20 protein-coding genes are annotated in these 26,036 nt (G+C 59.0%); 8 read left to right on the forward strand and 12 right to left on the reverse strand.

The window, feature by feature from the left end; all coding sequences use genetic code 11:
* Positions 1-39 precede the first annotated feature (39 nt).
* Positions 40-1,836, reverse strand: a complete 1,797-nt coding sequence (locus tag ACYX7E_RS14790) for a hypothetical protein (RefSeq protein WP_462081356.1) — start codon at positions 1,834-1,836, stop codon at positions 40-42.
* Between the two features lie 950 nt (positions 1,837-2,786).
* Between ACYX7E_RS14790 and ACYX7E_RS14795 the strand changes: the two genes are divergently transcribed.
* Entirely contained in the window at positions 2,787-3,092 is a 306-nt protein-coding gene (locus tag ACYX7E_RS14795) for a hypothetical protein (protein ID WP_462081357.1), read from the forward strand.
* 553 nt (positions 3,093-3,645) lie between these two features.
* On the opposite strand, the gene ACYX7E_RS14800 is transcribed toward ACYX7E_RS14795, so the two are convergent.
* Together ACYX7E_RS14800 and ACYX7E_RS14805 are read right to left on the reverse strand one after the other, a co-directional pair.
* Positions 3,646-8,022, reverse strand: a complete 4,377-nt coding sequence (locus tag ACYX7E_RS14800; RefSeq protein WP_462081358.1) for an RHS repeat domain-containing protein — start codon at positions 8,020-8,022, stop codon at positions 3,646-3,648.
* An 85-nt stretch (positions 8,023-8,107) separates the two neighbouring features.
* Complete coding sequence (locus ACYX7E_RS14805; RefSeq protein WP_462081359.1) at positions 8,108-9,946, reverse strand: hypothetical protein; 1,839 nt, start codon at positions 9,944-9,946, stop codon at positions 8,108-8,110.
* A gap of 30 nt (positions 9,947-9,976) precedes the next feature.
* On the opposite strand from ACYX7E_RS14805, the gene ACYX7E_RS14810 reads away from it, so the two are divergent.
* The 4 genes from ACYX7E_RS14810 to ACYX7E_RS14825 all read left to right on the forward strand — a co-directional run bounded on the left by ACYX7E_RS14810 (position 9,977) and on the right by ACYX7E_RS14825 (position 12,344).
* Entirely contained in the window at positions 9,977-10,174 is a 198-nt protein-coding gene (locus ACYX7E_RS14810; protein ID WP_462081360.1) for a hypothetical protein, read from the forward strand.
* Positions 10,175-10,633: 459 nt separating this feature from the next.
* Complete coding sequence (locus tag ACYX7E_RS14815) at positions 10,634-11,197, forward strand: Arm DNA-binding domain-containing protein (protein ID WP_462081361.1); 564 nt, start codon at positions 10,634-10,636, stop codon at positions 11,195-11,197.
* Between the two features lie 196 nt (positions 11,198-11,393).
* Entirely contained in the window at positions 11,394-11,852 is a 459-nt protein-coding gene (locus ACYX7E_RS14820; protein WP_462081362.1) for a tyrosine-type recombinase/integrase, read from the forward strand.
* A 144-nt stretch (positions 11,853-11,996) separates the two neighbouring features.
* A complete protein-coding gene (locus ACYX7E_RS14825) occupies positions 11,997-12,344 on the forward strand; it encodes a hypothetical protein (RefSeq protein WP_462081363.1) in 348 nt (115 codons plus the stop codon).
* Between the two features lie 254 nt (positions 12,345-12,598).
* On the opposite strand, the gene ACYX7E_RS14830 is transcribed toward ACYX7E_RS14825, so the two are convergent.
* The 5 genes from ACYX7E_RS14830 to ACYX7E_RS14850 all read right to left on the reverse strand — a co-directional run bounded on the left by ACYX7E_RS14830 (position 12,599) and on the right by ACYX7E_RS14850 (position 18,460).
* Positions 12,599-12,820 carry a hypothetical protein gene (locus ACYX7E_RS14830; protein WP_462081364.1) on the reverse strand — a complete coding sequence of 74 codons (222 nt, stop codon included), beginning with the start codon at positions 12,818-12,820 and terminating at the stop codon, positions 12,599-12,601.
* Positions 12,821-13,107: 287 nt separating this feature from the next.
* Entirely contained in the window at positions 13,108-14,892 is a 1,785-nt protein-coding gene (locus ACYX7E_RS14835) for a diguanylate cyclase domain-containing protein (RefSeq protein ID WP_462081365.1), read from the reverse strand.
* Between the two features lie 64 nt (positions 14,893-14,956).
* The gene (locus ACYX7E_RS14840) at positions 14,957-16,699 is read right to left on the reverse strand and encodes a putative bifunctional diguanylate cyclase/phosphodiesterase (RefSeq protein WP_462081439.1); all 1,743 of its coding nucleotides are present in this window, start codon (positions 16,697-16,699) and stop codon (positions 14,957-14,959) included.
* A 563-nt stretch (positions 16,700-17,262) separates the two neighbouring features.
* Positions 17,263-17,916, reverse strand: a complete 654-nt coding sequence (locus tag ACYX7E_RS14845; RefSeq protein WP_462081366.1) for a sensor histidine kinase — start codon at positions 17,914-17,916, stop codon at positions 17,263-17,265.
* A 112-nt stretch (positions 17,917-18,028) separates the two neighbouring features.
* Entirely contained in the window at positions 18,029-18,460 is a 432-nt protein-coding gene (locus tag ACYX7E_RS14850; RefSeq protein WP_462081367.1) for a hypothetical protein, read from the reverse strand.
* Positions 18,461-18,727: 267 nt separating this feature from the next.
* On the opposite strand from ACYX7E_RS14850, the gene ACYX7E_RS14855 reads away from it, so the two are divergent.
* On the forward strand, positions 18,728-18,934 hold the full coding sequence (locus ACYX7E_RS14855; RefSeq protein ID WP_462081368.1) for a hypothetical protein: 207 nt from the start codon (positions 18,728-18,730) through the stop codon (positions 18,932-18,934).
* Between the two features lie 279 nt (positions 18,935-19,213).
* Here ACYX7E_RS14855 and ACYX7E_RS14860 read toward each other — a convergent pair whose 3' ends face one another.
* Together ACYX7E_RS14860 and ACYX7E_RS14865 are read right to left on the reverse strand one after the other, a co-directional pair.
* Complete coding sequence (locus tag ACYX7E_RS14860) at positions 19,214-19,699, reverse strand: PaaI family thioesterase (protein WP_462081369.1); 486 nt, start codon at positions 19,697-19,699, stop codon at positions 19,214-19,216.
* 85 nt (positions 19,700-19,784) lie between these two features.
* Positions 19,785-20,528 (reverse strand): sulfite exporter TauE/SafE family protein, encoded by a 744-nt coding sequence (locus ACYX7E_RS14865; RefSeq protein WP_462081370.1) that lies wholly within the window; start codon positions 20,526-20,528, stop codon positions 19,785-19,787.
* 92 nt (positions 20,529-20,620) lie between these two features.
* Here ACYX7E_RS14865 and ACYX7E_RS14870 point away from each other — a divergent pair, with 92 nt between their 5' ends.
* The gene (locus ACYX7E_RS14870) at positions 20,621-21,514 is read left to right on the forward strand and encodes a LysR substrate-binding domain-containing protein (protein WP_462081371.1); all 894 of its coding nucleotides are present in this window, start codon (positions 20,621-20,623) and stop codon (positions 21,512-21,514) included.
* 29 nt (positions 21,515-21,543) lie between these two features.
* Complete coding sequence (locus ACYX7E_RS14875; RefSeq protein ID WP_462081372.1) at positions 21,544-22,950, forward strand: alpha/beta hydrolase; 1,407 nt, start codon at positions 21,544-21,546, stop codon at positions 22,948-22,950.
* A 44-nt stretch (positions 22,951-22,994) separates the two neighbouring features.
* Here the strand turns inward: ACYX7E_RS14875 and ACYX7E_RS14880 are convergent, their stop codons facing one another.
* Together ACYX7E_RS14880 and ACYX7E_RS14885 are read right to left on the reverse strand one after the other, a co-directional pair.
* Positions 22,995-24,524, reverse strand: coding sequence for a serine hydrolase domain-containing protein (locus ACYX7E_RS14880; protein ID WP_462081373.1), 1,530 nt, complete (start codon positions 24,522-24,524; stop codon positions 22,995-22,997).
* A gap of 178 nt (positions 24,525-24,702) precedes the next feature.
* On the reverse strand, positions 24,703-26,028 hold the full coding sequence (locus ACYX7E_RS14885; protein WP_462081374.1) for an APC family permease: 1,326 nt from the start codon (positions 26,026-26,028) through the stop codon (positions 24,703-24,705).
* Positions 26,029-26,036: the final 8 nt, after the last annotated feature.

Raw genomic sequence — 26,036 nt, forward strand, 5'->3', positions numbered from 1 at the left:
CAAGAATTCCAATGACAGTCACCAAGCAGCACGTCGCAATTACGGCACGGGAGCACTTGATCTGGTCACGCTGGTCGGACGCCCTCGGCTGTCCAGGCTATTCACCTGCATGGTGAACTTAACACCATCCTGGATAACATCCGATCGCACCAACGGTCTCAGCACCGCATCGTCGTAGCTGCCTCCTCGGTACTCAGGGTCAAAGCCAACCGCCTTTGGATAAGCAGCGTTACCCTGACCAAGCTCGTAAGTGTTGGCAACTCGCCGGCGCAGGACACCGCCAGCGTCATAGGTATCGACACTTAGCAGCAATCCGTCGTTCTGCTTGAACACGTTTCCGAACGTATGGATCTCATAGGACCCATCTGGGTTCAGCACCTTTCCTTGGTTCGTGCCGCCGGTGAACGGCAAGAATCCCAACTGCGATGTGTATGTGTACTTCCAGATGGCGTCTGCCAAGCCAGGACCGGACACCTTCTTATACGTTAAGCCAAACCCAGAAGTCGCGACCGGGTTGATTGGCTGAAAAATGCTCTCGTAGAAATCGCCGCCGCCCATAGCCGGCGCACGCGCAATGGCATAGCATTGTCTCGGAACCGCCGACCTGCCAACAATCAATGGCGACACGCCAAACAGGGCGGTTGCGCCGGACGGCGCCGTCACGGCATACGATCTTTCGTACATTCCAGCGCCAATTGTGTGATCCGGCACTAGGTTCGGATATACATTGCATCCATAGAAATCGATGTCTGCGTAGTAGACGCTGCCGTGTCTAACGCTACCGTAGTGATAAGACCACTTGCTTGCATCAGGATTCGTAACTTGCGTAAGCCTAGACGGCGAATAACCAGAGGGAGTTGGACTCTGTCCATACAAGTACGTCCACACCCGTCCATTCGCCGAGACAGAAGAAACTTTGTCAGTTGCGTACGGGATGTCTGCGTACGAAATGTCAATACGGCGGCCGTCATTAGATTCGATAGCATCCAACTTGACCAACCCCGTGCTCTTGTTGGAGTAGCTGTATGTCACCCAGTTTCCGAATCTGTCTTCTACCCGAGTTGCGTACAACTCTATCTGTGCAACACTCATATTGAATGTATCGACAGCGCTTGATAAAAATGTAGTTGGCCCACTATGGTAGGTAATGCCACTGGTGGCGACCCAGTCAAACCAATACCGCGTGCCATCCGGCGCCAACATTAAAAACCCTTCCGAACTTCCCCGCTGAATCTCTTGGGCAGTTGTTCCACCTGAGTTTTTCAAAGTTGGGATGCATGAAAAATAGTGGTTATCTTTTGTCAGCCAATAATAGGGGCCACCAGCACTTGGCGCGGCCATATTGTTCACGTTGTACTGAAGCCCCAGGTCTGCACCTCCTGGAATGTGGACCCTCGGAGGCTTCCAATATGTTTGAATGCCGGCTGGGAACGCCCCCGCTTCATTCGGCTTGATCAGCGCCGTTCCTGCAACCGAGCAGTTCTTCCTCGGCGCACTGCTATCTGAAGTGACCCAACCAATTACAGAATCGTGAACCACGTAGACCCTCGGAAGATCTATTTCCCAATCCACCATGGAATTTTGGTATGCCCCTTGCGTCGTTCCCTTTAAGATTTCAACCTTACGGCGCCTGAACTCCACAGGAAGACGATTGTTCCCGGGCAGAGACACATCAACAACGTTGAACGATATTGTCCCAGTCTGCATGCTGATCTGATCACCAAACTCGCTCCCCCCGGTTGTCATTTTGGCATTTGAGTTTCTATGGACCGATGCATACATTGGGTTCGGCTGATCCGAGTTGTCCTGCGCCCAAGCAGGCAAAGCCGCGTACATGGCCATTACTGCCACTAAACGCATAGCGCACTTGATTGAATAGCTAACCCTTCTAGTCACGTATCCTCCGTCCATATTTCACGCGCAAACGCTAAAGCGCCCCGCGTGGAACGCGTGGCACAGTTCGTTATGAAAATCGGTGCTCTCGGAGCCCGCAATGAATTCCATTTTTCCCAACCTGCAGATCCGATCCCTGATCTGTTCGCATCCCCTGTCTTCCTAGATACCTTTGCCCTCGCCTCATGTCAACCGAGACGCGTCTTGGCGCGAATTTTTCACGTCCGGCCCCGACGAGTTGGACACATGGGCATGGCTGGGGATGTCGCTGAAACAGCAAGGCGTGCTCACCTAACACCTGACTACAGCCGCACCAGCGATCACATGAGCCCCTGGCTTTGAAAGTCTCCAAGTAGGGCAAGCAGGCCAAACACGGACGATCCGCATCCAAACATGCCGCGCCAGCTCTTCCTGTTGTTGGCTTACGCCAACCAAGGAAACCGCCGGGATGTCAGTTGCTACCCTTACCAAGCGCATCGTCACCACCACACAGCCCCGGGATCGCGCCTACGAGCTCAGGGACACGCAGGTGCGCGGCCTGCTGTGCGGGTGCAGCCCAGTGGGCACAAAGCTTGGGTTGTCACCTGGACGCATGGGAAGCGTCGTACACTGGGGTCGGTGGTTCGAGTCCACCCATAGCCACCAAGTTCCCTTTGGGAATCAACGCCTTGCAAACACTCGCCCACGTGGCGGGTTTTTTGTGGGCGTTGGTTGGGCGTGTGGCTGGGGGTATCCGGGTGCGGGGCCGGCTTCGGGGTGGCTTAGGGGCTGGGCGGGTTTGCCAAGCCCACTGAAACGAGCTGCGCCGGGAACGACGACATCAGCCTAGAAGCGGGTGTAAGCAATCCAAGCCATGCACTGTGGTTCGACTTTGCCCCCTGCGAGGATTCGTCATGAAGATCATCATCCCGGCGTTGGCATTGATGCTGCCCTGTTTCGCTGCAGCAGCTTCCGACTTCGCCCAGCCCACCGCGCAGATGCCTCTTGCCATCCACCCGACGGCAGCCGGCACATTTGTATTCAAGAACGTCACCGTCGGCGACGCCAAATCGGACGTCGTTCGCAAGGCGGGCGATCCGGGGCTGAGGGGGCATCCAGGCGATGACCAGGAAGTCTGGTACTACATCGAGGACAACCTGAGGGTCGCGGTTACTTTCGACCGGGATGTGGTCACATCAGTAGCCACCACCATTTTCTGATTGCTGCGGGCAGGACATAGCCGACGGGCACTGCTGGGAATCAACGCATTGCGACCATCCGACGGGCTTTTGTAGGCGTTGGTTGGGCGTGATGGGAATGTTCGGGGTGCGGAGCCGGCTTCGGGGTGGCTTAGGGGCGTTGCCCCCAGAAGCGCGTAGTCGCCGTCATGCACGGACGCTAGCCCACATACGAATCGCAACAATGACAAGGCCCGCGGATGCGGGCCTCTATTTCACGCGCTGTCAGCAGGTGAACCGATCCCCCGTTATCTATCAATAGTTCAACCTGACCCCGATAGTTCTGCAAGCCTCAACTACCGCTGTCGCTTCCGGAAGTCCAGCGAAGAAACTTTGGGGGACGCCCCAGGTATGCGAGACAACCGAAACAGTAGAACCCCACAAGCATCGGTAAGCTAAGCAAGATCGTTATGCCGACGTTCTCGCGCAGTCCAAAGACAAGTAAACCGATGGTAGACAAGCAGAATGCAAGCGCCACTATGCATGACACCACCCTGTACCCTAGCCCGATTCTCCCCTTCGGCCGTCTGCTCACTCAATCTTCTCCTTCCAACGTTCGAGCCGCACGATTTACCGAAGTGCGAATGATTGATCCGGCAGCTGTTCCGGATTCCCATGATAGGCCAATTAGCAGGCCGTTCGTCGCAGTTGTAAAAGCAGCCAGTCTTGCACTTGCGCCGTAGGTGCCAAGATGTTTCGCAGGTCCATTGAACAACAACTGGCCGAAAGTATAGCCACCGTATCGCTTTGCCATCGCGCTTCCAACTCCAAGGCCGACTAGCTTCTTATCCACATCGTCAATGGGACCCACGGTCAGGCTTGTCGATCTAAAGTTTGCTTCAACGTCACCAAAGAATGTATTGCCTGAGCGCCCGCCAGTCGCACCTATAACTACACCAAGCGCACCGCCTTTGCGATAGTCCTCTGAGACTCCATCCGCTACGGCATTAGCGCCGAACTTCACCCCATCAACAACTCGATCCACGCGACTTCGTACTGCGTCAGAAACCTTGCTTACTACATTGCCATTGGCGCCTTCGGCTCCTTTACTGCCCTCAAATCTGCTTGAGTCACTGCTGAGTCCGGCCTGCTTGCAGTAAGAAACATTGCAGCTTGAGCCAACTCGCGAGAAACGCCCATCCGGATCCATGAACTTATACGGATTGTTGTTGGCATACCGATACCGATGGAACTGACCTACCGGATTGCTGTACGCCGTCACCGGATCAACTGACAAGAACAATCCAATCTGCGGATCGTAATACCGCTGCTGCATGTACGTCAGGCTGGTCGCAGCGTCTTCCACATGACCGGTGTAGCCAACACCATCCCTGGCGGCACGATTGCCGACGCGGCCGTAAGGTTCGTACTCACTGCGCTCGATGACCATGCCACTGGCATCGGTGATTGCAACTGGACTACCAAGCGCATCGGTGTGCTGGTACTTGACGACGGCAGCTCCACCTGCAATCGGAACTTCGCGCGTAGCCACTAGGCTGCCGTTCAACAGGATATGGTCGATATCCTTGCCAGTCTGCTCGTTACGCTGGAACCGTAAAGCGCCATCTTGTCCGTAAAAGGACCGCAACACCCCACCTGAATGGAACGAACGCACACGACGCCCGTGGGCATCATAGCGATAGCTTTCGACCCATGTGGAACCCTGCATGACAAGACGCAAACGATTGCCGTAATCGAACGTGTAGGCAAGACCATTCTTGTTCGCCAGGTTGCCCTGCACGTCATAGCCTAGCCCGGTGACAGTAGCTCCCGTCGTGCAACTGCTGGTCTTGATGTTAGTCAAGCGCCAAGCGCTGTCATAGCAATAGTGATGATCACGTGCTGCCAGGTTCGCAGTAGCGCCTACCTGCACCCTGGTCAAGTTATCCAGTACGTCATATGTATATATCGCCGTCCCGAACATCGGCGACACAGTTTCTATCAGCCGATCCTGTGCATCGTAGGTCATCGTCCGATTGCCACGACTACCAGTCCGGCCATCACTGATCGCGGCCACGTTGGCATTGCCATCGTAATCGTAGCCGTCGTTGAGCACAGCCGACGCATTGCATGTGCCGTAGTAGTCGCAACTTGTATCAGGCAGTCCTCTCGCGTTCTGCGTCAGCGTATGGACGATGCCATTGCCATACGTGAACTGTTTGATCGCGCCATTGGGGTGATACGTCACGCCAGTTGCATACGTTCCAGCCTGCGTGGGTTGACCCAAAGCATTGGGCGCATACGCAACGGGCAAGCTGGTAGGATACGTATGAGCAGACAGGTGCCCGTTCTGGTTGTACGTATATCCAATCGAACCGCTGATCTCGTTAAGATTGTCCTGCGTCTCTTGCGTCAACAGCCGGCGACGATTGTATGTATAGCTATTGACGACCGTAGTACCGCCTTCTGTGTTGAGGGTGGTGACCTGTGATGCCAGCCCATCCGGCGTGTAGTTCCACGTCTGATTCGCATTCGAGTCTGGGAAAGCAATCGTCTTCACGCGATTCCGAGCGTCATACGTGCGCGTCGCCTTTCGCGCAGTGATCGCCGTATCGACTCCCGTCGCATGACAGCCTGTGAAAGTGGGTGGCAGTCCAGACGCCGACCAGCGGAGATTTCCAGCTGCGTCATACCCCATCAGAGACACGCCGGTCTCAGGCTCAACGACACGGCAGAGCTCCTGATTGGTGTTATACGTGTAAGTACGATTCAGTGCGACGGTACCACCGGTGGGACTAATGCTATTACTGCGCATAATCTGAGTTGGCTTTCCAAACACATCACGCGCAATGTGTGTGAACGAATTTGCAGGATCCGAGTAGACCATAACTGGGCGATCGTAATTAGGTTGGTCGAAAGACTGATACCAAGTCCTGTCCTTGTTTCCGCGAGGATCGGTTACCAACGTGTAGTGTCCATCCGCATTGCTCAGATAGGACATCACGGTCGGCAACTGAGGAGCTCCTTCCCAATCTTGTCTAACCCCCTTGATCCGACCAAGCACATCATAGTTCGACCAAGTCCCTGTAGGCGAACTGCTGACGGCGCTTGGATACGACGCAAACGTCACGCGACCTTCATGGTCATATGTGAAGCGTTGGAAGCGTTGTGTGATCGCTTCTGCGGCAGTGTCGTATTCACGCGTGACCAGTGGACGCCAAAGCCCATCGAAGTACGTGATCTTTCTGGCGTTGCCCGTACTGACAGTTTGTCGCCAATGCCCCGCAGGGATCCCGTACTCAGCGGCAGCCACAGGCTCAAAGACACGCGTCGTGGTGTGCCAGACGGTGGTGTCACCTGTCGGGTAGATCGTATCCTTCAGCCGCCCCATCGCGTCGTATGTGTAGCTGGTTGTAAAGTTGTTCTCGTCGGTGACGGACGTGATCCAGCCATTGTTGTGCACGACGGCAGACTGGATCGCACCAGATGCCGATTCAGGAGTTGCCGGATGCTGGATGGTTTGTGGAACCCCCCTCTTCCAGGCAGACAACGTCGTGACGTTGTTGTTTCCATCCTTGACGGTGGCGACGTTACCGCTCGCGTTGTACGTCAACGTCTGCTGCAGCTTACCGAACGCGTAGTGACGCACAGGCAACACGGTCGCTGTGTCGTAGTCAATGCGGACAGCTTCAATCCCATTCGTGGCACTTCGCTTAACCTGGTCGAGCACCCATTTGCTGGTGTCGTCGTGGTACTCGAAGGTCTCGACCTTGCTGTGGAGATAGGTCGGGGTCGGCGATGCAACACCCTGGATATTCACGGTAGCAAGCGTCAACCACGGTTCCGGCACTTTTACTTGCTTGAGATGGAAACGCAGGCCGGTGGAAGGTACCGATATCGTCTTGGAGCCGCTTGGCCCACTGGCAAACTGTTGCTCGCTGTTCCCATTGAGGTCTGTGACCAGCACGACCACCTTCTCCGTCGTGTAGAAGCTCCCCCAGTTGATGGTGACGGTGCAAGGGTTCACGGTACACGAGCTCGGCGACGCGGTGATGGTGCCCGAGGGTGGCGGTAGCGGATTGGCACGGGCATCGACGGTGGCCAGCGTAGTCCCCGCAAAAATCAGGTGGTAGCGCTTGGCAACGCCTGCGTTGAGCATGGTGCCCTGCGAGCCGTTTGGCGTGTTTCCGAAAGGAGCCATCCCCGCATTGTTAAGATCACTGACCCACACGGTGGCAGTGGGCGCATTGACGGAATTCCATGAAATGGTCGTCAAACATTGGACGCTTCCACCACTCACACTGCAGGGGTTCGGCGACGCACTGATGGTGCCGGACGACGGCGGCGGGGCATTGGCCAGCACGTCCCGCGTCGCCAGAGTTTGGCTGCCATTCCTCAGGTGGAAGCGGGAGCCAGCCACGGTGATGGAAGCTGCCTGAGCACCGGTTGCGCCACTGGCAAAGAGCTGGAGGCCGTTGTTGTTACGATCACTGACCCATACGGACGCATTTGTCGCATTTGCTGAGTTCCAACTCACCGACGTTGCGCAAGTGGTGTTGCCGGGGGCGATACTACAAGGATTAGGCGTTGCAGCGATAGAACCCGAAGGCGGCGGCGGTGTGGTGACAGTGACGGTTACCGTATCGGAGGTCACTGTCATTTCATGCAACGTGACCGTATGCATCGCCGTCGCCGTCGCCTGATAGGTGTAGGTACCAACCGGCAAGCTTGACTCGGTGTGGGACGTTCCACCGGACGCAATGGTCTGATTGTTGCGGGTAATCGTGACAGACCCACTCTGGATTCTGTACTTGTTGCTACCAGTCCCATGTTTCAACGTCACGGTGACGGAGAAGCTTGCCGGTGCGGGATAGCTCGTGCCGCCCGGTGCTGAGATGGTCATGGACTGGGCATATCCGGCCCCTGAGATTACCAGTAGACAGAGGATCAGCGTCTGGATCCATGATTTCATCGCCCCACTCCCCAAGATTGCTTTCTGCCGGCGCATGAAATATTCCCGCGCCTATACATGGATATCCCTATTGGGCTGCGCGGATCTACGGCGCGACCGCGCTGCCCTTCGTCACCGTGACGGGGCGCGCCAACGCGTCGAAAGCGTCCACCTGCATGGTGAAGAGCATGCCGTCCTGCTGCAGCACAGTCTTCTGCAGTGGACGCGGATACTTGTCAGAGAAGCCACCCCCTTCCAGGATCAGGCTGCTCCCGAATGCTGCGGGATACACCTTGTCCATCATCGACAGGTCATAGGTGTAGGTTTCCGTGGATAAGATGCTGCTCGCGCTGCTTCCGCGTTCGACCTTGAGCAACTTGCCCTCGTTGTAGAGATAGCTGTTGCCGTGCGTATAACGTGTCCACTCGCTGTTGGGTCCACTCACGACGGTCCTACTGAAACCAGCACAAGCTTCGGAACGACATGGTGGAATCGAGCACGTGTAGTTCTGCCAGTCGCAGACCGGATACTGATGCGTCGTTCCCGGATATCGGTGAACCGATATTCCCGGTTCATAGGCATAGTTCCACTGCGCCGTCGACAACCCGGGACCACTGATGTACTTCTGTTTGAGCGTGAAGCTGTAAGCGCTGGTGGCCCACAGGTTGACGTCGTCATTCGGATTATTGCCGGTGCCGAGAGGAGCACCCACCTGGCTATTCACGTTCTTGCAGCTGATCGGCACATTGCTGCGGCCATGCAGACGCAGATCCATGACAAAGGTACCGACTGCACCAGAAGGGTGCGTGACTGCCCCGGTAAACGTTGCTCCGACATTAGTCGGGGCGTCGGTCAACAGCATACAGTCGCGGACGATCTCCCCAACGGGAGTATAGTCGCGATAGAGGATCTCGCCCTCATGCGTGAAGCCATAGAAATTGATCGTCCAGCGACTCGCATCCGGCAAGGTGACCTGGCTCAACATGGTCCGCCCCGAAGGGGTGCTGGTGTAGGCGTAGCTCCAGGTCCGGGCGCCATCGTTCACGCTGGAAATGAACTTCCCGGTGTACTGGATATTGAGGATGCGTCCATCGCTGGACTGGATACGAGTGAGCTTGGCCGGTTGGTTCCAGGCATTGGTATAGGTGAGGTCGACGCTGTTTCCGAACCGATCTTCGATCCGCGTGGCGTACAACGTGTTCTGTTTCAGGATCATGTAGTACTCAGTAGGCGGCAATGACCCACTGGCGCTTCGGATATCCGTGATCCCCGAGTCGGGCACTTGGGCCATCCAATCGAACCAGTAGCGGGTACCGTCGGCCGTCACAGCAACGAACCCCTCACCCGTGCTGTTTTTGACCTCCGGAAGGCACGCGAGCCGGATTCTTCCATTGCCTGTCACCCAGTCATACTGCTTCCCATCTGAAAGCGAGACACTCGTATTGGCGCGCAGAATTTGCCCGGCCTCGCCGCCTGGGATATTCAGCGTGATACCCCGCCAGAAGTCGGACTCAGAGAAATCGAATTTCTTGGGCGGCCCCGCCTGCGTCGAGCACCGCGCGGACGTCGCAGGCGTTGTCGTATTGACCTGCACAAGCCAGTCAGGATTAAAGATACCGCCAAGGCTGGGCAGATTGAGGTCCCAGTCTGCCAGCATGCCTTCTGTCTGTGTCCAACGCCGATCATGCACGGAATACTGGCGTTCGAATGCCACCGGCAAGGCGTCATTTCCAGGCAAGATGATGTCAGTCACTGAGAACGACAGCGCACCGTTGGACAGACTGACCCTGTCGCCGAACACATCATTGGACAGTGGTGCAACTGCGCTACTCGCCGATATCCGATCGCCGTATTTTTCCCAGACGTAAGGCCCACGCGTCGAAGACTGCGCGGCCAGATTGCCCCACATCGTCAGCAGGCATACCGCCACGAAAGCACGCTTCATCAGACTTCCCCAATCCCTTTGGCCATCGCCATGGCGACGATCGAAAATTCGATGGAATTTCTCAGGCTAATGATGTCGCCATCAGGCACATCACCCACCCTGTTTAGTGGATGCGAACCCCACATGCTCTTTATGCAAGCAACTCACCTGACCACGGTGAAATCGCAAGACATGACCATGCGGAGCATGCGCTCAGGGCTTCCACAACTGATGCCAGCCGCGCGCTGATACGCTCACGAATCTCGCAAGCGCCAATGCAAAGCATCTGGCAAAAAAATGCGGAGCAGTATCGAACGGTCCCGACGACCGGAATGCACTGACTCATGTCATCATCCTTGATGAAGTAACTTCCCTGAATTTGAACTCAATTGAGTCCACCCCTGACGAGAATGAATACATCTTCCGAACTGGTAAAGTCAACCGCCTTCGATCCAACAGGATACCGAACGGTTTCTGTCTTCTTCCTTGGCTGACAGGAGAACAACACCGAAAAGCCCCAAGTAGCCTGAGGCGTTCAAGTCGCGTAGTCGCCCGTCCATACGCCCCAACCCTGTGGCCGCAGTTTGGTGGGATACCCGGCATCCTGGATACCCGGTTTTCAGTCGCCCAACACGGACGATCCGCATCCAAACATGCCGCACCGGCCCTTCCTATTCTTGGCTTACGCCAACCATGGAACCCGACCGGATGTCAGTTATCACGCTAACCAAGCGCATTGTCACCACCACCCAGCCCCGAGATCGCGCCTACGAGCTTAGGGACACGCAGGTGCGTGGCCTGCTGTTGCGGGTGCAGCCCAGTGGGCACAAAGCGTGGGTTGTCACCTGGACGCACGGGAAGCGTCGTACGCTGGGGTCTGCTGCACATCTCGATCTCGACCAAGCCCGCGATATCGCCCGCAAGGTGATTGCTGACTATATCCAGACGGGGCTGCCCAACATCGCCAAGCCCACCAGCCCCAAGATCACGCTGGACGATTTCCTGCGCAACCATTACGCCCCATGGGCACGCAGCGAACTCAAGGGTGCAGACAAGTACATCGAACGCCTGTCGCGGGTCTTTCCGGATGCCCTGCCCTTGCCGATGACAGCCATCGATGCGGCATGGGTCGAACGCTGGTGGCTCGCACGATTGCAGACCCGTGTGCGTCCTGATGCTGATGGCCTGATCAGCAAAGCTACCGCATGGCGTGACCTCGCCAGCCTGCGGGCCGTAGTCGCCAAGGCCGTCAAGTGGGGCATGTTGGATTAGAACCCCATCGGACAGTTGCGCATGCGGGCAGCCAAACCCCGCAACATCGTCAGGTTCCTGTCTCCTGCCGAAGAACAACGTTTGCGGGGCGAACTGATCAAACGGGATCAAGACCACGCAGCGGCACGTACAACAGCCAATGTGTGGCGTGCAGCCCGCAAGCGCCCGCTGTATCCAGTCATACCTGTTGGGGCATATGCCGATCACCTGCCCCCAAGTGGTCCTGCTGGCAATCAATACCGGGCTGCGCCGGGGCGAACTACTGTCGCTGGACTGGTCCGATATCAACCTGCAGGCCCGCACGCTGACCGTCCGTCGTGAACACGCCAAGTCCGGCAAGCAGCGTCATGTGCCCTTGAATGCCGAAGCTGCGTCCATCCTGCGTCAATGGGCGTCGCAACATGGCGACAACGGCAGCGTATTCGGTGTCGCGGGTGTCAAGTCGTCCAGGGACACCCTGTTGACGGCAGCCACGATCGAGAATTTCCGGTTCCAAGATATGCGCCATCATTTCGCTAGCCGGCTCGTCATGGCTGGCGTGGACTTGAACACCGTCCGGGAACTGCTGGGACACGCCGACCTGACCATGACGCTGCGATATGCCCATCTGGCACCGGAACACTTGGCTGCGGCTGTCGAGAAGCTGGCTGCGTAGGCTACCTCGACGAAGCCTTGGTCTTGACGAGGATCTTGGCTCGGGCTTCAGGGTCCAATTTCTCAAACGCCAAGATCCAGTCCGCGAGTGCATCTTTTTCTGCAACATCGCTGGGCAAATGTTGAATGCGGATACTCACTTTTCTTGTCAGATACCAATCGAAGCACGGATCATGGTCACCCAGCCCCGGTGGCCAACCGTGCTGCAGCACACCCGGACAATCATCTGATCCAGGAAGCAGGCATGACGCAAGACACGCTGAGGACGCAGATCGACAATTTCAAAGCCGCGCTCGCGCTTGAGCAATGGCATGGCAAGTCACAGGACGAGTATCAGGCATTCTTCAAAATGGGACTGACTGACCTGAAAGCTGCTTGCAAGCATGAAGACGATTGGTATGACGCGTCTGCCGAGATCGCGACGTTTATGGGACTGGCAGAAGCGGGAGACCCCATCGCTGACTTCTTTGAGCGTTATGGATCCAAGCCATGACCGGCGCGGAGAGCCGCCACCCTCGATCTTGCCGCCAATCCTGTTCCACGGCGCGATGACCCCGTGCAGACATCCAAGCGGGCATCAAGTCCTGGAACCAGCGCACAATATCTGTCCGGAAAAAATCGATTCAATGTCAGGTGTGGCGTACTCCTTGCAAATGAACGCTGCTCGCGTGCTGAAGCTGAAGAACACCGGCTCGGCAGCCCGAACCTCGACCAGGCATCCAGCCATCACCACTTCGTGCGGGCGCGTCATATTTCGAGCGGGTTCGGCAGATCATCCATCTCAGGTTTCCTTGCCCGGTACGCATAGGCATCCAGGATCTGGCGAATAGCGGGCTCCTCGCTGGGATGCCGATCCACCGCCTCTCGCTCAATGATCTCCAAATGGGCAGAAAACTGGTCATCTGGCAAATGACGGATAGCGTAGATTCGGAGCCAAGATCGGGCCAATGTCTTCTTCGTTGTTGTCATCAAGCACTCCCCATGTACCGGTTGCGAAGGGCCGCCCAGGCCTTCCTCGAAGCGGACGGCATCCCTGGCTGCATCCTCCACACTCCCCCTGAATGCGAACGTGTTTAGTCTTCACAGTTGACTCTTGAACATGTGTGATGTCAGTCGCGAAACCGCGTGCATCGTCCTTTGCTTATGCTGTCTACTCGCAGAAGAATGAAATATTGGCGATATGTTCCGCTATGAAGAGATACCGACCCCCCCTGACTCTCATCCCCGCCCCTGATCGGCCAGCGATCGAAACAGAACTAGACTCGCGTTTCTGGGAATATGATTGGCTCGCTATTGCTAGCCATTACCAACCTGTAGGTATCTCTTCCGGCCCTCTTTGCCTCGTACAGAGCGGCATCTGCTGCACCCGTCAGAACCTCGATTGGAACAGGCCCAACTGAGTAGGCGAGGCCGATGCTCGCGGTCACACGGAGCTTTCGGCTATCCACCACAGCGGCTTCCGTCATCGCCGATATCAGCTTTTTTGCGATGGCCTCCACAGCATCACGAGACGAACGATCCTCTATAAGCACCACGAACTCGTCCCCTCCCCAACGCGCCACCAGATCGCCACTTCGCACGCACGCCTTCAGTCGCTGACCGAAGATGCGCAGCACCTGATCCCCCACTGCATGCCCCAGACGGTCGTTGATCTGTTTGAAATGATCGATATCGATGTACATCAATGCCACGTCCGATCCATATCGGATGCTTCGTTGGATGGCGAGCTTCAACCGCTGATCGAACTGACGGCGGTTGGCGAGCCCGGTGAGACTGTCAAGACTCGCCTGGGATTCCAGCTCTCGCCTGCTTACCTCCAAAGCCCGCTCGGCACCGACTCGCTCCGTAATATCTCGACCAGCCAGAATGACGTCAGCAGTGGTGCCCGCCTCACCAGGAATCCGTCTGGCAACAACTTCCATCCAGATATAGTCGCCCCGCTTGTGTCGCATGCGATAGATCGAAGTGACTGACTGTCCTGAAGCGACTACGCCAGCCACCATCTGCTCCTGCACATATCGGTCATCTGGGTGCAAGAACTGATCATCCGCTTGCAGCAGATCGTTCGGCTCCCATCCCAAGATCTCCTTCGCTGATGGAGACACATACAGCTTCTTTCCGTCAGCACGCATTCTCACCACGACATCGTGCGAGTAGTCCGCGAGCATGCGATAACGCAACTCGCTGTCCTTGAGCCGCGCCACTAGGCGCGCGCGCTCAGCCATTCCAAGCGCCACTGGAAACGCCATCACGCATGCAGCGCCTATGAACAGCTGAAGCAGAATCATGCGTTCAATGATTCCACTACCGGACACCAAGGCCAGCGGGCCATAGTCCAGTGCAGTTGCAATGCTACCGATCAGTCCCATCAATGAAATACCAACAACAACCCCGGCAAAGCGATGCCGGAACACGGCAAACAGCAATGGTGGATATGCAAGGAATAGAAGCGGGTAATTCTCCTGATAGAACACCGCTCCGCACACCGATGCGATCAACATCATGCACAGAATGAAGTCCCACCTCTTCCCTGGAACATCGATCATCCCGAGACCCTTTCGATGCACCACAAGCGTCAGCGTCCCTACAATCACCATGCCCACCACATGGGATGACCACCAGGTCAGGAAACTTGGCAAGAACTCCGCATGTCCCAATGCACTTCTCAGCACGACCAGAATGAGCCCGGAGATTGCGCACGCCATCAAGGTAATACCGGTCGCCGTACCACCCAAAGCCTGCCAGCTTCTGGGATTTCCGACATCAGGGATCCCGTGCCGAATGAAACCTGCGATAAGCAACACTTCAATCAGGTTGAGGGCGCTGAGGATGACGCCCGACAACGGATCGTCGCCGACCAGCAAGCAGACCGACAGCAAGGACAAGAAGCCTACCAACAGATAGCCTGGCCACAATGCAGAGCGACGCGAAAGTAGCCAGCCAGCCCAAATGCCATTCGCGATCCAGACGACTTCGACGCCACCAGGTGCCCGTGCAACACCCAACGAGAGCCAGGCCGTGGCAGCCATGAGCAACATCATGACCAGCCGATCCTGCCAGACCCGGAACCGGTACGATCGTATGGATATGGCGTTCAATCGCGGTCTACCGCACAACCGCTGCGTCTGAAACCAGCGCTGATCGCTCAATCTTCGGCGCATCGAACAGGAAGTCGACCGATCCGGCTGGCGCAGGCTTCCCAAGCAGATAGCCTTGCAGCGTATCGCAACCAATGCCAACCAGGAACGCAGCTTGCCCTGCAGTCTCCACTCCTTCGGCGACCACACTCAGCCCCAGCTCATGTCCAATAGTCACAATTGCCCTGGATATGGATGCATCGAGGACATTCCTGGGCAAGCCCTGTACGAAGATCTGATCAATCTTCACCTTGTCCAAAGCCAGGTGCTTGAGGTAGGCAAGACTCGAGTAGCCCGTACCAAAATCGTCCAGCGTGAGCGTGGTTCCCAAAGACCTCAGAATCGCAAGCTCTTCCTGGACACGGGCCAGATTTTCCATCACTGAGCTCTCGGTGAGCTCAATCTCGATCATTTCACCGGGCACATCGAACTCACTCAGTGCTTCACCGACTGAGCGGGCAAACCCGGCACGGCGAAGTTGCTGCGGCGAGACATTGACTGCGATAGTGAAATCCGCGCGACCGGCGTCCAGCCATACCCTCGTCTGACGACACGCCTCGCGTACGACCCAATTGCCCATCTCCGGCATCAGCCCTAGCGCCTCGGCGATAGGAATGAATCGCGTGGGCGGCACGTATCCGAGAACAGGGCTGTTCCATCGAAGCAACGCCTCGAAACCGACGAGTCTCAGGTCATCCGACGCAAACTGGGGTTGGAAGTGGAGCATCAACTCACCCGCCTGCGTGGCACCACGCAAGAGACCCCCTTTGGTGACACGGTCCTCGATGTCCTCCATGTCTTCGGTGAGAAAGGGACAGACGCAATCCCGCCCCAGAGCCTTACCTCTTTCGACGGCCATCTGTGCCCGACGCAACAGATCGAGGGCTGAATCCCCGTGTGCCGGCGCGCAGCTCATCCCGATCGTTGCCGTCAGAAGGACTCGATAACCGGGCCCCTCGAATGGAATCGACAGCAGGCTGCGTATTCTTTCTGCAAGGGCGAATGCCGATTCGCCTTCGCCTCCTTCCTGGACAACGAGGAATTCGTCGCTGGCAAAGTGACAAATGGCATGCTTCTCTCCGGAAAGCGTCTGCAGCCTGGCTCCTACCGACCTCAGCACCTCGTCAGCGAGTTGATGCCCTATGGATTCATTGATCCCATGAAAGCGATCCAGATCGACGAACATCACCGCGACGAATGAGTTTCCTGCGCTTAGTATGCGGGTCAGGTGAGGCTCCAGAACCACATACCGATCCAGTCCGCTTACGATGTCTTGCCTGGCGTGGTTCTGCACTGCCTCAGACAGTCGATGCTCTTTGGTCAGATCGCGGATGAATGCGGTGAAGTACGGCGTGGCCTCAAAATCGCTTCTTGTCACGGTCAACTCAATGGGAAATCTATCGCCTCCTGAGCGGATCGCGACGAGCTCCAACCGCCTGTCCAAGAGCGTCGCGGTCGCCGTCGAAATGTGGCGTGCAAGCCCGTGCCGATGGCTATCCCTCAGCTCAGGAGGAATCACGACAGCCGCCACATCCAGGCCAAGCACCTGCTCTCGCCTCCATCGAAACATGCGTTCAGCGGCTGGATTGAACTCGTGAATCAGTCCGAGCTCGTCAATGACGATAATCGCATCCAAGGCAGACCGTACGATTGCCCGGTATCTAGCTTCGTTGGCAGCGTTCGTGGCTTTGCTCCCGATGGAATTCGTGATACATCAGCCCCGTGGGGACGTGAACTTGAGCGCAGGCCAGCATCGACACCGCGAAGGTTGCAGTCGTCAACAGGCCGATATCATTTGGCCGCTCAGATGCTGGCTGTCGAGCGAATGGGAATCGAAGTTGGGCGCACTAAGAGCGCGAATCGCCAACACGAGATCGTGCTGGAAGGGGATTCAATCGCTCGATTGAACCCGCTGCAAGTAGAACGGCACACCTTTGTCGCAAGGCAATGCTGCCGCAATCAGGAGCCCGCGAATCCGAAGGACTTCCCATCTTCACGGGCATCTGCAGAATGACGTCCGTGACGATAAGTACGGTTGACCATAGGCGCCCAATCCTGAACGAGCTATAGCAATGCTGAATAGGCGCGATCAACTAGTGGAAGGACAGCACAGCGCTTTGTACCGGTGAGTCGAATGAGCAGCAACCAGCAAGCACGCGAATAATTTCGCGAACAATACTCTTGCTATCTGTTGAAACAGACCGGGCGTCATGAGCATCGACGCACTATCGACAGGCTGCTCCATTGATCAGTCGAATCCAATGACGAGCCAGGTTAACCAACGCGGGATTCAGAGCCTGGCTCGTGGCGGCCGCCCGGGCGTGGCCCCGAAGCCAGAAAGTGGCGTGGCAAATCAATAGTGAACACGCAACCTGAGCCAGGAAGATTGCGCACGCTCAGCATACCGTGGTTTGCCTCCACGCTGCGGCGCGCTATCGATAGACCTAAACCGAGTCCAGTACGATCCGTCGCACCCTGCATGAAGGGTTGAAACATATCTTCTGCCAAGCCCGGCGCGAGCCCTCCACAGTGATCCTGGACATCGATCAGGATCCGGTCGGCCAACGCATATGCGTTGAGCGTCACTTCGCTGTGCGCATGAGTGAACTTGAAGGCGTTCTGCAGCAGATTTCCGGTCGCCGACAGCAGAAGATCGCGATCCACGTCCACCGCAAGCAGTGGATCGACTTCAGACACAGTGAAAACGCAGTCTTTGACCTGCGCTTCCAGCGTTGCCGACAGTTTGATCTCAGCGATGAAATCGGCCAGTGAGAACAGGTGATGCTGCACGGCAAAGCCCGCGCTCATGCGCACTTCGGCCAGAGATCGATCAATCAGGTTCCCCAAGCCGACGAGCACCCGATCCAGGACGCCTCCGGTCGCACCGCTTAGACCGACATTGCCTTGCTTGATGATGGAAAGCGCCAAAGCGCCGTGCAGAGCTGGTTGCGCAACTCGTGAGCAAAGAAGCCCAGGCGCTCATTCACGGCCACAGCCTGCTTGTCCGCAATCGCGGAATCGCGCTGGTAGCCAAACTCCGTCACTGCGCTGGCGATGGCATTGTCGAGACATCGGTTGAGCGTGCGGAACTCGTCAGTCTCGATATGAACGCCAGTCTCGAACGCCAAGTCAGAGATCGACTGGCAAAGATCGACTGGCAAAGGTCGCCATAATCATGAACGACCTCTTCCACCGTAAATTCGTGCTCCTGCAGTTCCTTTCCGTGACGCGTGGCCGAATCGCTCATTTCTGACAGCGCCGGCTTTCCACCTCCCGACGCGTCAGACACCCTCCGGCTCAGCATTGGGGTTTCAGTCCGCTCCACAATCAAGGTTTTTATCAACTGATCGAGAAAGATGCTGACGCCATTGGCGAGCTCCTCCGAAGGCACGCCCGGCGGTGAACGCTGCGCAACCTTTGCCCGGCAACGGGCGATCAGCTCGGACCGATTCGCGGTGAGGAACTGGTGCATCATGATCCACCATAGCGCGTTTCCCGCTGCACTGCCGCAGCACGTCGCCAACGGTCAGCGGGCGCCGGCTCGAACTGGAAGCCCAGGCAATCGATTCACTGACTTGATCGGACGGCGCTGGATATGGCGTGTGGCGACTCCTCCGCCTCCGAGACGCCATCGGCCGTCTTGCCATCCCCGAGCTGCCAGGCGTAGATTCCCGATCCCGGATTTGGGGAATTTGGTGTCTTTGCCAAGTGGGCTAGTTACGCCCTTGGAGTGTGGATGATGAGTGCCATGCATACCCTCGCTGACGCGTGGAAGCGCATCAGCGCAATTGCAGACTTACCGGAACCAGAATTCTGGCCCCGTTGCCGAGCCATCGAACAAGCAGCCATTGAGCTGCATCCGGATGAAGCGGCCGAGATCTCAGAATGCATAGACATCTATGCGATGCGCGTAGGCAAGCCGTCACGGGTGAAAGCATTGTCATGACTGAATCTGCCGGCGCCCCGCACCGAGCCATTCTGTTGAACTCTGCCCATCCGCGCCCATCTTCATGCAGGCTTTCCGACACGCGGTCCCATCCTGGAAAATTAGCAGTTCGCCGCGCCCATCCATGCCCGGCACCGTTTTCGGCTATGCAGCTCAGACGATTAGAGCACAGGACTCACGATGCAGAGGCTGTCGATTCAGATGTTCTCCTTCCAGGAGCCTCTTTGAGAGTCGATACGTTTCGTGCTCGCCTGCACTACGTTTTCGCGCCTGCAAGATTCAACGCCCTTTCGAGTCCTCGCCACGCAATGTCATCACTGCACTGGCGACGCTGGCTACGAGCTTGCCGTCTTCGCGCTGGATGTCGCATCGATAATGGCTGATCGTCCGGCCACGGTGAATGGCGGACGCATGGGCACGCAGGCGGGAATGCCAGACGGGCCTGATGAACGTGGCTTTGAGATCGATGCTGGTGAAGCTTTCGCCCGGCTGCATCAGGGTGGAATGGGCGGTGCCGATCGCGGCATCGGCGAGTTCGCACAACAGGCCGCCATGGACGGTTCCTTGCTGGTTTCCGTGGCGCATAGCGTCTGCTTCCAGTTCAATGGCCGCCATGGCTTCTGCGATGGCGACAATGCGGAACCCCAGCAACTGCGATATCGCGGTGGGATAGCGCATGTGGGTCCCGTCGCCTTCTGCCAGCGATCCGTAAAGCTGTCGCCGCAGGTACTCGAGCACGGGAAGTTGGCGTGAGCGGTCTGTCATGGCGAGTCCTGTGCAGGCGAGTCCAGGGTGTCGGTGGTGCGTTCCGGCTGCGATGCGGTGAACGACCGTCAGGCGACGCGCTCACTCAAAGGAATGGGCGTGAGATCAGCTCCAGCCCCAATACGATCAGGAACAACAGGAAGCACTGGCGGAAGCGCGCGGCACTGATCCGGCTGCGGATGCGTTGCCCGAGAAACATTCCCAGCAGCGCTGGCACGATGGCGAGCGAGGACAGGCCGAACTGGCCGGGGCGAAACCCGCCATGGGCGAGCAGCCCGATGGCCAACGCGACGGTCGAGACCGTGAACGACAGTCCCAGTGCCTGCACGAGCGTGTCCCTGTCCAGGCGCAGCGCCTGCAGATAGGGGACGGCGGGAATCACGAAGACGCCGGTGGCGCCGGTCACGATGCCGGTCAACAGTCCGATCACGGGAGACAGCCATGGCTCGACCCGGCGCGGGACCGCCAGCACTGGCGAGTAGAGGGCGAAGATCGCGTACGCGACCAGCGCAGTCCCCAGCGCCATGCCCGACCACAAGGGATCGACCCGCACCAGCAGGCGCGCGCTGGCAATGGTGCCCACCATGATCCCGATCGCCATCGGCCAGAACCGCCGCAGCAACGCGGCCGTCGCCCGCCCGGCCAGCAACTGCCAGACATTGGTGACCAGTGATGGAACCACCAGCAGCGTCGCCGCCGCGGCGGGCGGCATGGCCATGCCGAGCAAGCCCATGGCGACGGTGGGCAAGCCCATGCCGGTGACGCCCTTGACCAGCCCGGCCACCAGGAAGGTCAGGGTCAGCAACCATGGCAGCCAGGAATCATGCATGCCCTATTGGAACCCTGGCCGCGCTTCGCCACAATGCGGCTTACTCGTTCTATCCTTCGGTCCATCCGAAGGACAAATAGACTGGAGTTACCGTGAGACTCGATATCGCGGACCTGCGTCTGTTCCTGTGCGTGGTGGATGCGGGCAGCATCACCCAAGGCGCGGCACTCGCAAACCTGGCGCTGGCGTCGGCGAGCGAGCGACTGCGCAACATCGAAGCCGAGGCCGGCGTCGCCCTGCTGGAACGTCGACCGCGCGGTGTCGTCACGACCGAAGCCGGGGAAGCGCTGGCCCACCACGCACGGCTGATCCTTCGGCAGCAGGCGTTGCTGAAGGGGGAACTGCACGACTTCTCTGTCGGCGCGCGCGGCACACTCCACCTGTATGCGAACACGGCCGCACTGACGGAGTTCCTGCCGCAGCGGCTTGGCCCATGGTTGGCGGAGCGCCCCGATCTCTGGGTCGAACTGAAGGAACGCACCAGCACGGAGATCGTACGTGCAATCGATTCCGGACTGGTTGACGCCGGGATCATCTCCGACGCCGTGGCGACGCAGGACCTGCACTCGCAGCCGGTCGCGAAGGATCACCTGGTGCTGATCGTGCCCGCCGGACACGCGTTGGCCCACGCGGCATCGGTTCGCTTCGGCGATGTGCTGCACGAACCCTTCGTTGGCCTGGCTTCGGGGAATGCCCTGCAGGAGCACATCGACGAGCATGCGCGAACGGCCGGACATCCGCTGAAGCAGCGCATCCGCATGAAGACCTTCGAAGGCCTGTGCGAGATGGTGGGCCATGGCGTTGGCGTGGGAATCGTGCCGCAAGGCATTGCCAGGCGCCATCAGCGACGAAGCGGCTACAAGACGCTGACGCTGGCCGAGCCCTGGGCACGCAGGCGCCTGTGCCTGTGCTACAGGGAATGGAGTGCCCTGTCGCCGCCGATGCAGAGCCTGCTTGAACATCTGGGCGCAGCCGCTGACGTGTAAACGCCTGCGTCTGACAGCGAGGACCCACAGTGACGATCGCGGCAGCGGTATCCTGTTCAAGGCCATGCCGAAGGCGGCAATACAGCGTTTTCACCGATGCATCGCCCAACAGGCATCCGCATGCTGGAGTCAGGCATGCAGGTACATGGAACCCAACGATGAGCCGTCCTTTCCGTCATCGCGCAGGCATCGTCACAGCGATTGCTATCTGCTGGTTCGCGCTCCATGCACCCCTCACCATGGCCAAGGGCTTGCCCGAGCCTGTCAGCGATCTTTCCATCGGCACACGCCACGTCGTGCATTCGGCGACGCTGGGCGAGGATCGACAGGTCTTCGTGCACCTGCCCAAGGCCTACGAGCGCACGGAGCGGCGCTATCCCGTGCTCTATGTGCTGGACGGCGAGTCGCATTTCGCGCTGGCGTCCAGCATGGTCGACTTCCTGGCCGACAATCATCGTATCCCCGAGATGATTGTCGTCTCGATCCCCAACACGCACCGCGACCGCGATCTGTCGCCGCCCAGCTCGGCGCCAGACGCACCGACCCGTCGCAGCCGATCGCAACCCGATGCGACCGGAGGCGCAGGGCGCTTCCTCAGCTTCCTCGCCGACGAGCTGAGGCCGTGGGTGGATTCGCATCTACGGACCGAGGACTTCCGCATCCTGTCCGGCCATTCCCTGGGCGGCATCTTCAGTTGGTACACACTGGTCAATCGCCCCGATGCGTTCCAGGCACACATCACCATCAGTCCTTCGCTGCATCTCGACCAGGGCAGGCTGGCGGCGCCGTCCACGACCGATGCCGCGCAGAAGCTTGCGCGCATGTCCGGTCGGCATTTCATGTATCTCACCTGGGGCAACCACGAGCCCAAGCTGGCCCCCAAGGTGCAGGAGCTGGTGAGCTGGCTGCAGGTCAATCCGCCGCCCGCGCTGCAGTGGACGCACCACTACTATCCCGACGAAACCCACAGCAGCAATCCCCACGCCAGCCTGTACGACGGGCTCGAATGGCTGTTTGCCGGTTGGAGGATGCCGGGACAGGAAGGCTACTGGCGCGCACCGCCGCAGCCGGGGCAGGACTTCACCCTGCGCGAGGTGCAGGCGCACTACGCCGCGCTGTCGGACAAATATGGCTACACGGTCGTCCCCTCGTCCGAGTCGATCCAACGCGTCGCCTACTACCGGATGGCACACAAGCAGTACGACGATGCCATCGCGCTGCTCACGCAAAACGAACGCGACTACCCGGAGGACTTCGGTTCCAGCGCGGCGCTGGGCGATGCGCTGGAGAACGCGGGCCGCTGGAACGACGCCGCGGATGCGTATGAGCGCGCGTTAGCGCTGGCGATCGAAGACGGCCCGCCCTATACGGACCAGGCCGATCGCTTCCGCCGTGCGGCGGTCAGGAACCGCGACATGGCGAAACGACAGCCCTGATCCGCGGCCCCCGTGTTTTATCAAAATAAGCGTCGCTCGACACACTATTGCGGCTGGCCCGGCTCTACGCGATGCAGGGACACCCAATGGCTGAGCCCATAGACGAAGTAGGGGCCCGATGAGCCAGCCATGGCCTCGCCATTAAGCTCATCTCCGCGCATCTGCAGCGTCAGCCTGACCGTATGCGGCCGCCTGCTGGTGTCGCTGGTCGGAATCTGACTGAGCGTGCGTCCGGTCAATCGGCCTTCCTTGAAATCTGTCTTGTCGAGCAGGCTCCACAACTGCTCGGCGATGCGAACGTGTACGTCGCCCGAAGCCAGCACCTTCAGCTGAATTGGCAATGCTTTCTCATGGGTCTGCACGGTGCCGGCCCATTCACCCTGCCAGGACGACGGCGCAGATGCAGGCATCGTCACCGCTTCCTTGGGAGGATTGGTCCAGCCCGGCAACATGAGTTGCATGATGTCGTCATGGATCGGGATCGATGGCGCGTTGCTGGAGTTGCCAACCACCACGACCACCAGATCTTCGCTTGGCACCATGGCCAACTTCGTTTTCACTCCCGACATCGAACCCGCATGCTCGACGACAGTGTAGTCGCCGTATTGTACGACCTGGATTCCAAGCCCATATTGCCTACCCGCGCCCTGCCGGACCGTATCGCCGATCATCGCGTCGCGGCTCGCCTTGCTGAGGATTTCACGCTGCCCCGGTAACCGGTGCCCGAGGTAGAACATGCCGAAGCGTGCGAGATCCGACACGCTGGAATACATGGCGGCTGCTCCCGGCTCCTGGAACCCATAGAACGGAATACGCTCGCCTTCCCTACCGTAGCGGACGGCGGCAAAGGGCTCGAGTCCGGGCGCGATATCGATCGAGGAATGCGTCATTCCCAGCGGCAGGTAGACATTCTTCCGCATGTACTCCGCATAAGGCTGCCCGGACACCCGTTCGATCACGTAGCCCAGTAATCCATAACCCAGATTATTGTAATCCCAGCGGGTGCCCGGCTCCTGGTAGAGCTTGCCATAGCGCAGGATCGCAAGATCCATGTCCGGAATCAGGTCTCGCTCTTCTTCACCATAGAAGAACTGTTCACTGGTGCCCAGACCGGACGTGTGATTGGCCACGCGCCGCACCGTCGCTTCACGCACGTCACCCACCCATGCCTGCAGCTTGGCATCACCCAGATAGTCGTTGATCGGCTTGTCCAGATCGACCTTGCCTGCCTGCACCAGCGTCATCAAGCCCACGGCAGTAAAAGTCTTGCTGACCGAGGCCAGCGAATAGGCCGTGTCCGCAGTGGCCGGAATACCGCCCTCCAGGTCCGCCCAACCGAAGCCTTCCGCCCAAACGATCCTTCCGTCCTTCGCGACCGCTACGGACATCCCGGGCACGTTGCGCTCCTGCATCTGGGCGCGGATCAAATTGCGGATGCCGTCGAAGCGATCCGCTGCTCGAGCAGTCGTCGCAACGGTCAGCGCCAGCACCAAGAGGCAAGGGGCCGACAGCATCAGAAAGATGCCCGACTTCCGCCGACCCGCAGGAGAATGAGGATTGCCGATCTGGGTCATGCGGATTCCAAGCGTGGCATGCGGAGTGCATTGCTTCGATTGCAGCACGCCAGGATGGCGAGGGTAATCCGTGAAAACGCTGTACCCAGCACGCATGCCCGCCATGAGAGCCGGCACTTCCTGTTCGACCCAGCTCGCCCGGGCGCACTGTCGGCCTGCTGAGCGGCGCCCCCGGACGTCAGCCCTGCGACGCCCGGCTCCGCAACCACAGATGTCCGAACAGGCCGCCCACGGCCAGCACGACAAGCCCGTAGCGCGCCGAAGGCGGCCCCGTCAGCAGGCTGACGGCCACCATCGCCAGCGCACCGGTGGCGAACACGATCGCCGCCAGGCGTGTACCGATACCGGCCGAGGGCAACAGGCGGAACACCGCCAGCGCGGCCAGTGCGTAGAACAGCCAGCTGGTGACGACGATGTAGCCGAGTAGCGCATCGAAGCTGCCGACCATCGCCAGCACGATCGACACCGCCGCGCACAGCAGCACCGCGGCCGCCGGCACCCGGTGCCGCGATGTCAGGCGCGCCAGCGGTGCCGGCAACAAGCCGTCGCCGGCGATGGCATAGACCAGTCGCGAACCGGTCAGCAGGGTCGCATGCGCCGCGCTGAGGACCGCGATCACGACCACCACGTCGACGAAACGGGCCGTGCCCATGTGGCCTGCGGCCACCAGCGCCTGCGCGACCACATTCCCCGACGTGGCCTCCGGCAGCCAGCGCCCGACGGCCAGCGTCACCAGCACGAAGGTCACGCCCAGGATCGCTACGCCACCGATCAGTCCGATCCGGATCGAGCGTCGCGGATTGCTGAATTCGCCGCAGGCATAGGTGACGTACTGCCAGCCTTCGAAGGCCCACAGTACGGAGATCAACGCGACCGCGATCCCGGGACCGGCGGATTGCGGCGTCGCGTGGGCGCTGGAGGCAACGCCGGCCTCGGGCGCGGTGACCAGCAGCCAGATCGCGATCGCGAGCAGCGGCAGCAGTTTCAGCAGCGCGGTCCCGTTCTGCAGATCGCGCGCGCCACGACTGGGCAGCAGCGCGCCGGCACCGATGGCGGCAGCGGCAAGCCCCGCCAACAACGGCTGCGGCACACCGGGCAACCAGGGCGAGACCAGCGACGCGAACGCAGCCGCGAGCGCGGCGGTCGTGCCGGCGACGCCGACAAAGACCATCATCCAGCCGAACAGGAAGCCGGCGGTACGCCCGAAGCCGTCGCGAATGAACAGATAGAGACCACCCGCCTGCGGACGGCTCTCGGCCAGACTTGCGTAGCTCAATGCGCCGCACAGGGCGAGCACGCCGCCGGCCAACCACAGGACGGTGGCCCATCCGGCATGACCGCCGGCACCGGCGAGCACCTGCCCGGGGACAAGAAAAATTCCCGAGCCGATGACGCTGCCCACGGTCAGCAAGGCGATATCGACCGGCCCCAGCACGCGGCGCAGGCCGCCTTCATCGCCGGCTGGCGGCATAGCGCCCGACGGGCGCTCCCGGTTCGTCTGCATACCCGTCT

The organism is Luteimonas sp. RIT-PG2_3 (assembly GCF_054902115.1).

Bases quoted from the DNA above. Each gene is read 5' to 3' on its own strand.
- ACYX7E_RS14790 (WP_462081356.1), bottom strand. From the start codon at position 1,836: ATGTACGCGGCTTTGCCTGCTTGGGCGCAGGACAACTCGGATCAGCCG.
- ACYX7E_RS14860 (WP_462081369.1), bottom strand. From the start codon at position 19,699: ATGACAGACCGCTCACGCCAACTTCCCGTGCTCGAGTACCTGCGGCGA.
- ACYX7E_RS14830 (WP_462081364.1), bottom strand. From the start codon at position 12,820: ATGACAACAACGAAGAAGACATTGGCCCGATCTTGGCTCCGAATCTAC.
- ACYX7E_RS14815 (WP_462081361.1), top strand. From the start codon at position 10,634: ATGTCAGTTATCACGCTAACCAAGCGCATTGTCACCACCACCCAGCCC.
- ACYX7E_RS14880 (WP_462081373.1), bottom strand. From the start codon at position 24,524: ATGACCCAGATCGGCAATCCTCATTCTCCTGCGGGTCGGCGGAAGTCG.
- ACYX7E_RS14805 (WP_462081359.1), bottom strand. From the start codon at position 9,946: ATGAAGCGTGCTTTCGTGGCGGTATGCCTGCTGACGATGTGGGGCAAT.
- ACYX7E_RS14800 (WP_462081358.1), bottom strand. From the start codon at position 8,022: ATGAAATCATGGATCCAGACGCTGATCCTCTGTCTACTGGTAATCTCA.
- ACYX7E_RS14820 (WP_462081362.1), top strand. From the start codon at position 11,394: ATGCCGATCACCTGCCCCCAAGTGGTCCTGCTGGCAATCAATACCGGG.
- ACYX7E_RS14885 (WP_462081374.1), bottom strand. From the start codon at position 26,028: ATGCAGACGAACCGGGAGCGCCCGTCGGGCGCTATGCCGCCAGCCGGC.
- ACYX7E_RS14795 (WP_462081357.1), top strand. From the start codon at position 2,787: ATGAAGATCATCATCCCGGCGTTGGCATTGATGCTGCCCTGTTTCGCT.
- ACYX7E_RS14850 (WP_462081367.1), bottom strand. From the start codon at position 18,460: ATGCACCAGTTCCTCACCGCGAATCGGTCCGAGCTGATCGCCCGTTGC.
- ACYX7E_RS14855 (WP_462081368.1), top strand. From the start codon at position 18,728: ATGAGTGCCATGCATACCCTCGCTGACGCGTGGAAGCGCATCAGCGCA.
- ACYX7E_RS14810 (WP_462081360.1), top strand. From the start codon at position 9,977: ATGGCGACGATCGAAAATTCGATGGAATTTCTCAGGCTAATGATGTCG.
- ACYX7E_RS14835 (WP_462081365.1), bottom strand. From the start codon at position 14,892: ATGATGTTGCTCATGGCTGCCACGGCCTGGCTCTCGTTGGGTGTTGCA.
- ACYX7E_RS14865 (WP_462081370.1), bottom strand. From the start codon at position 20,528: ATGCATGATTCCTGGCTGCCATGGTTGCTGACCCTGACCTTCCTGGTG.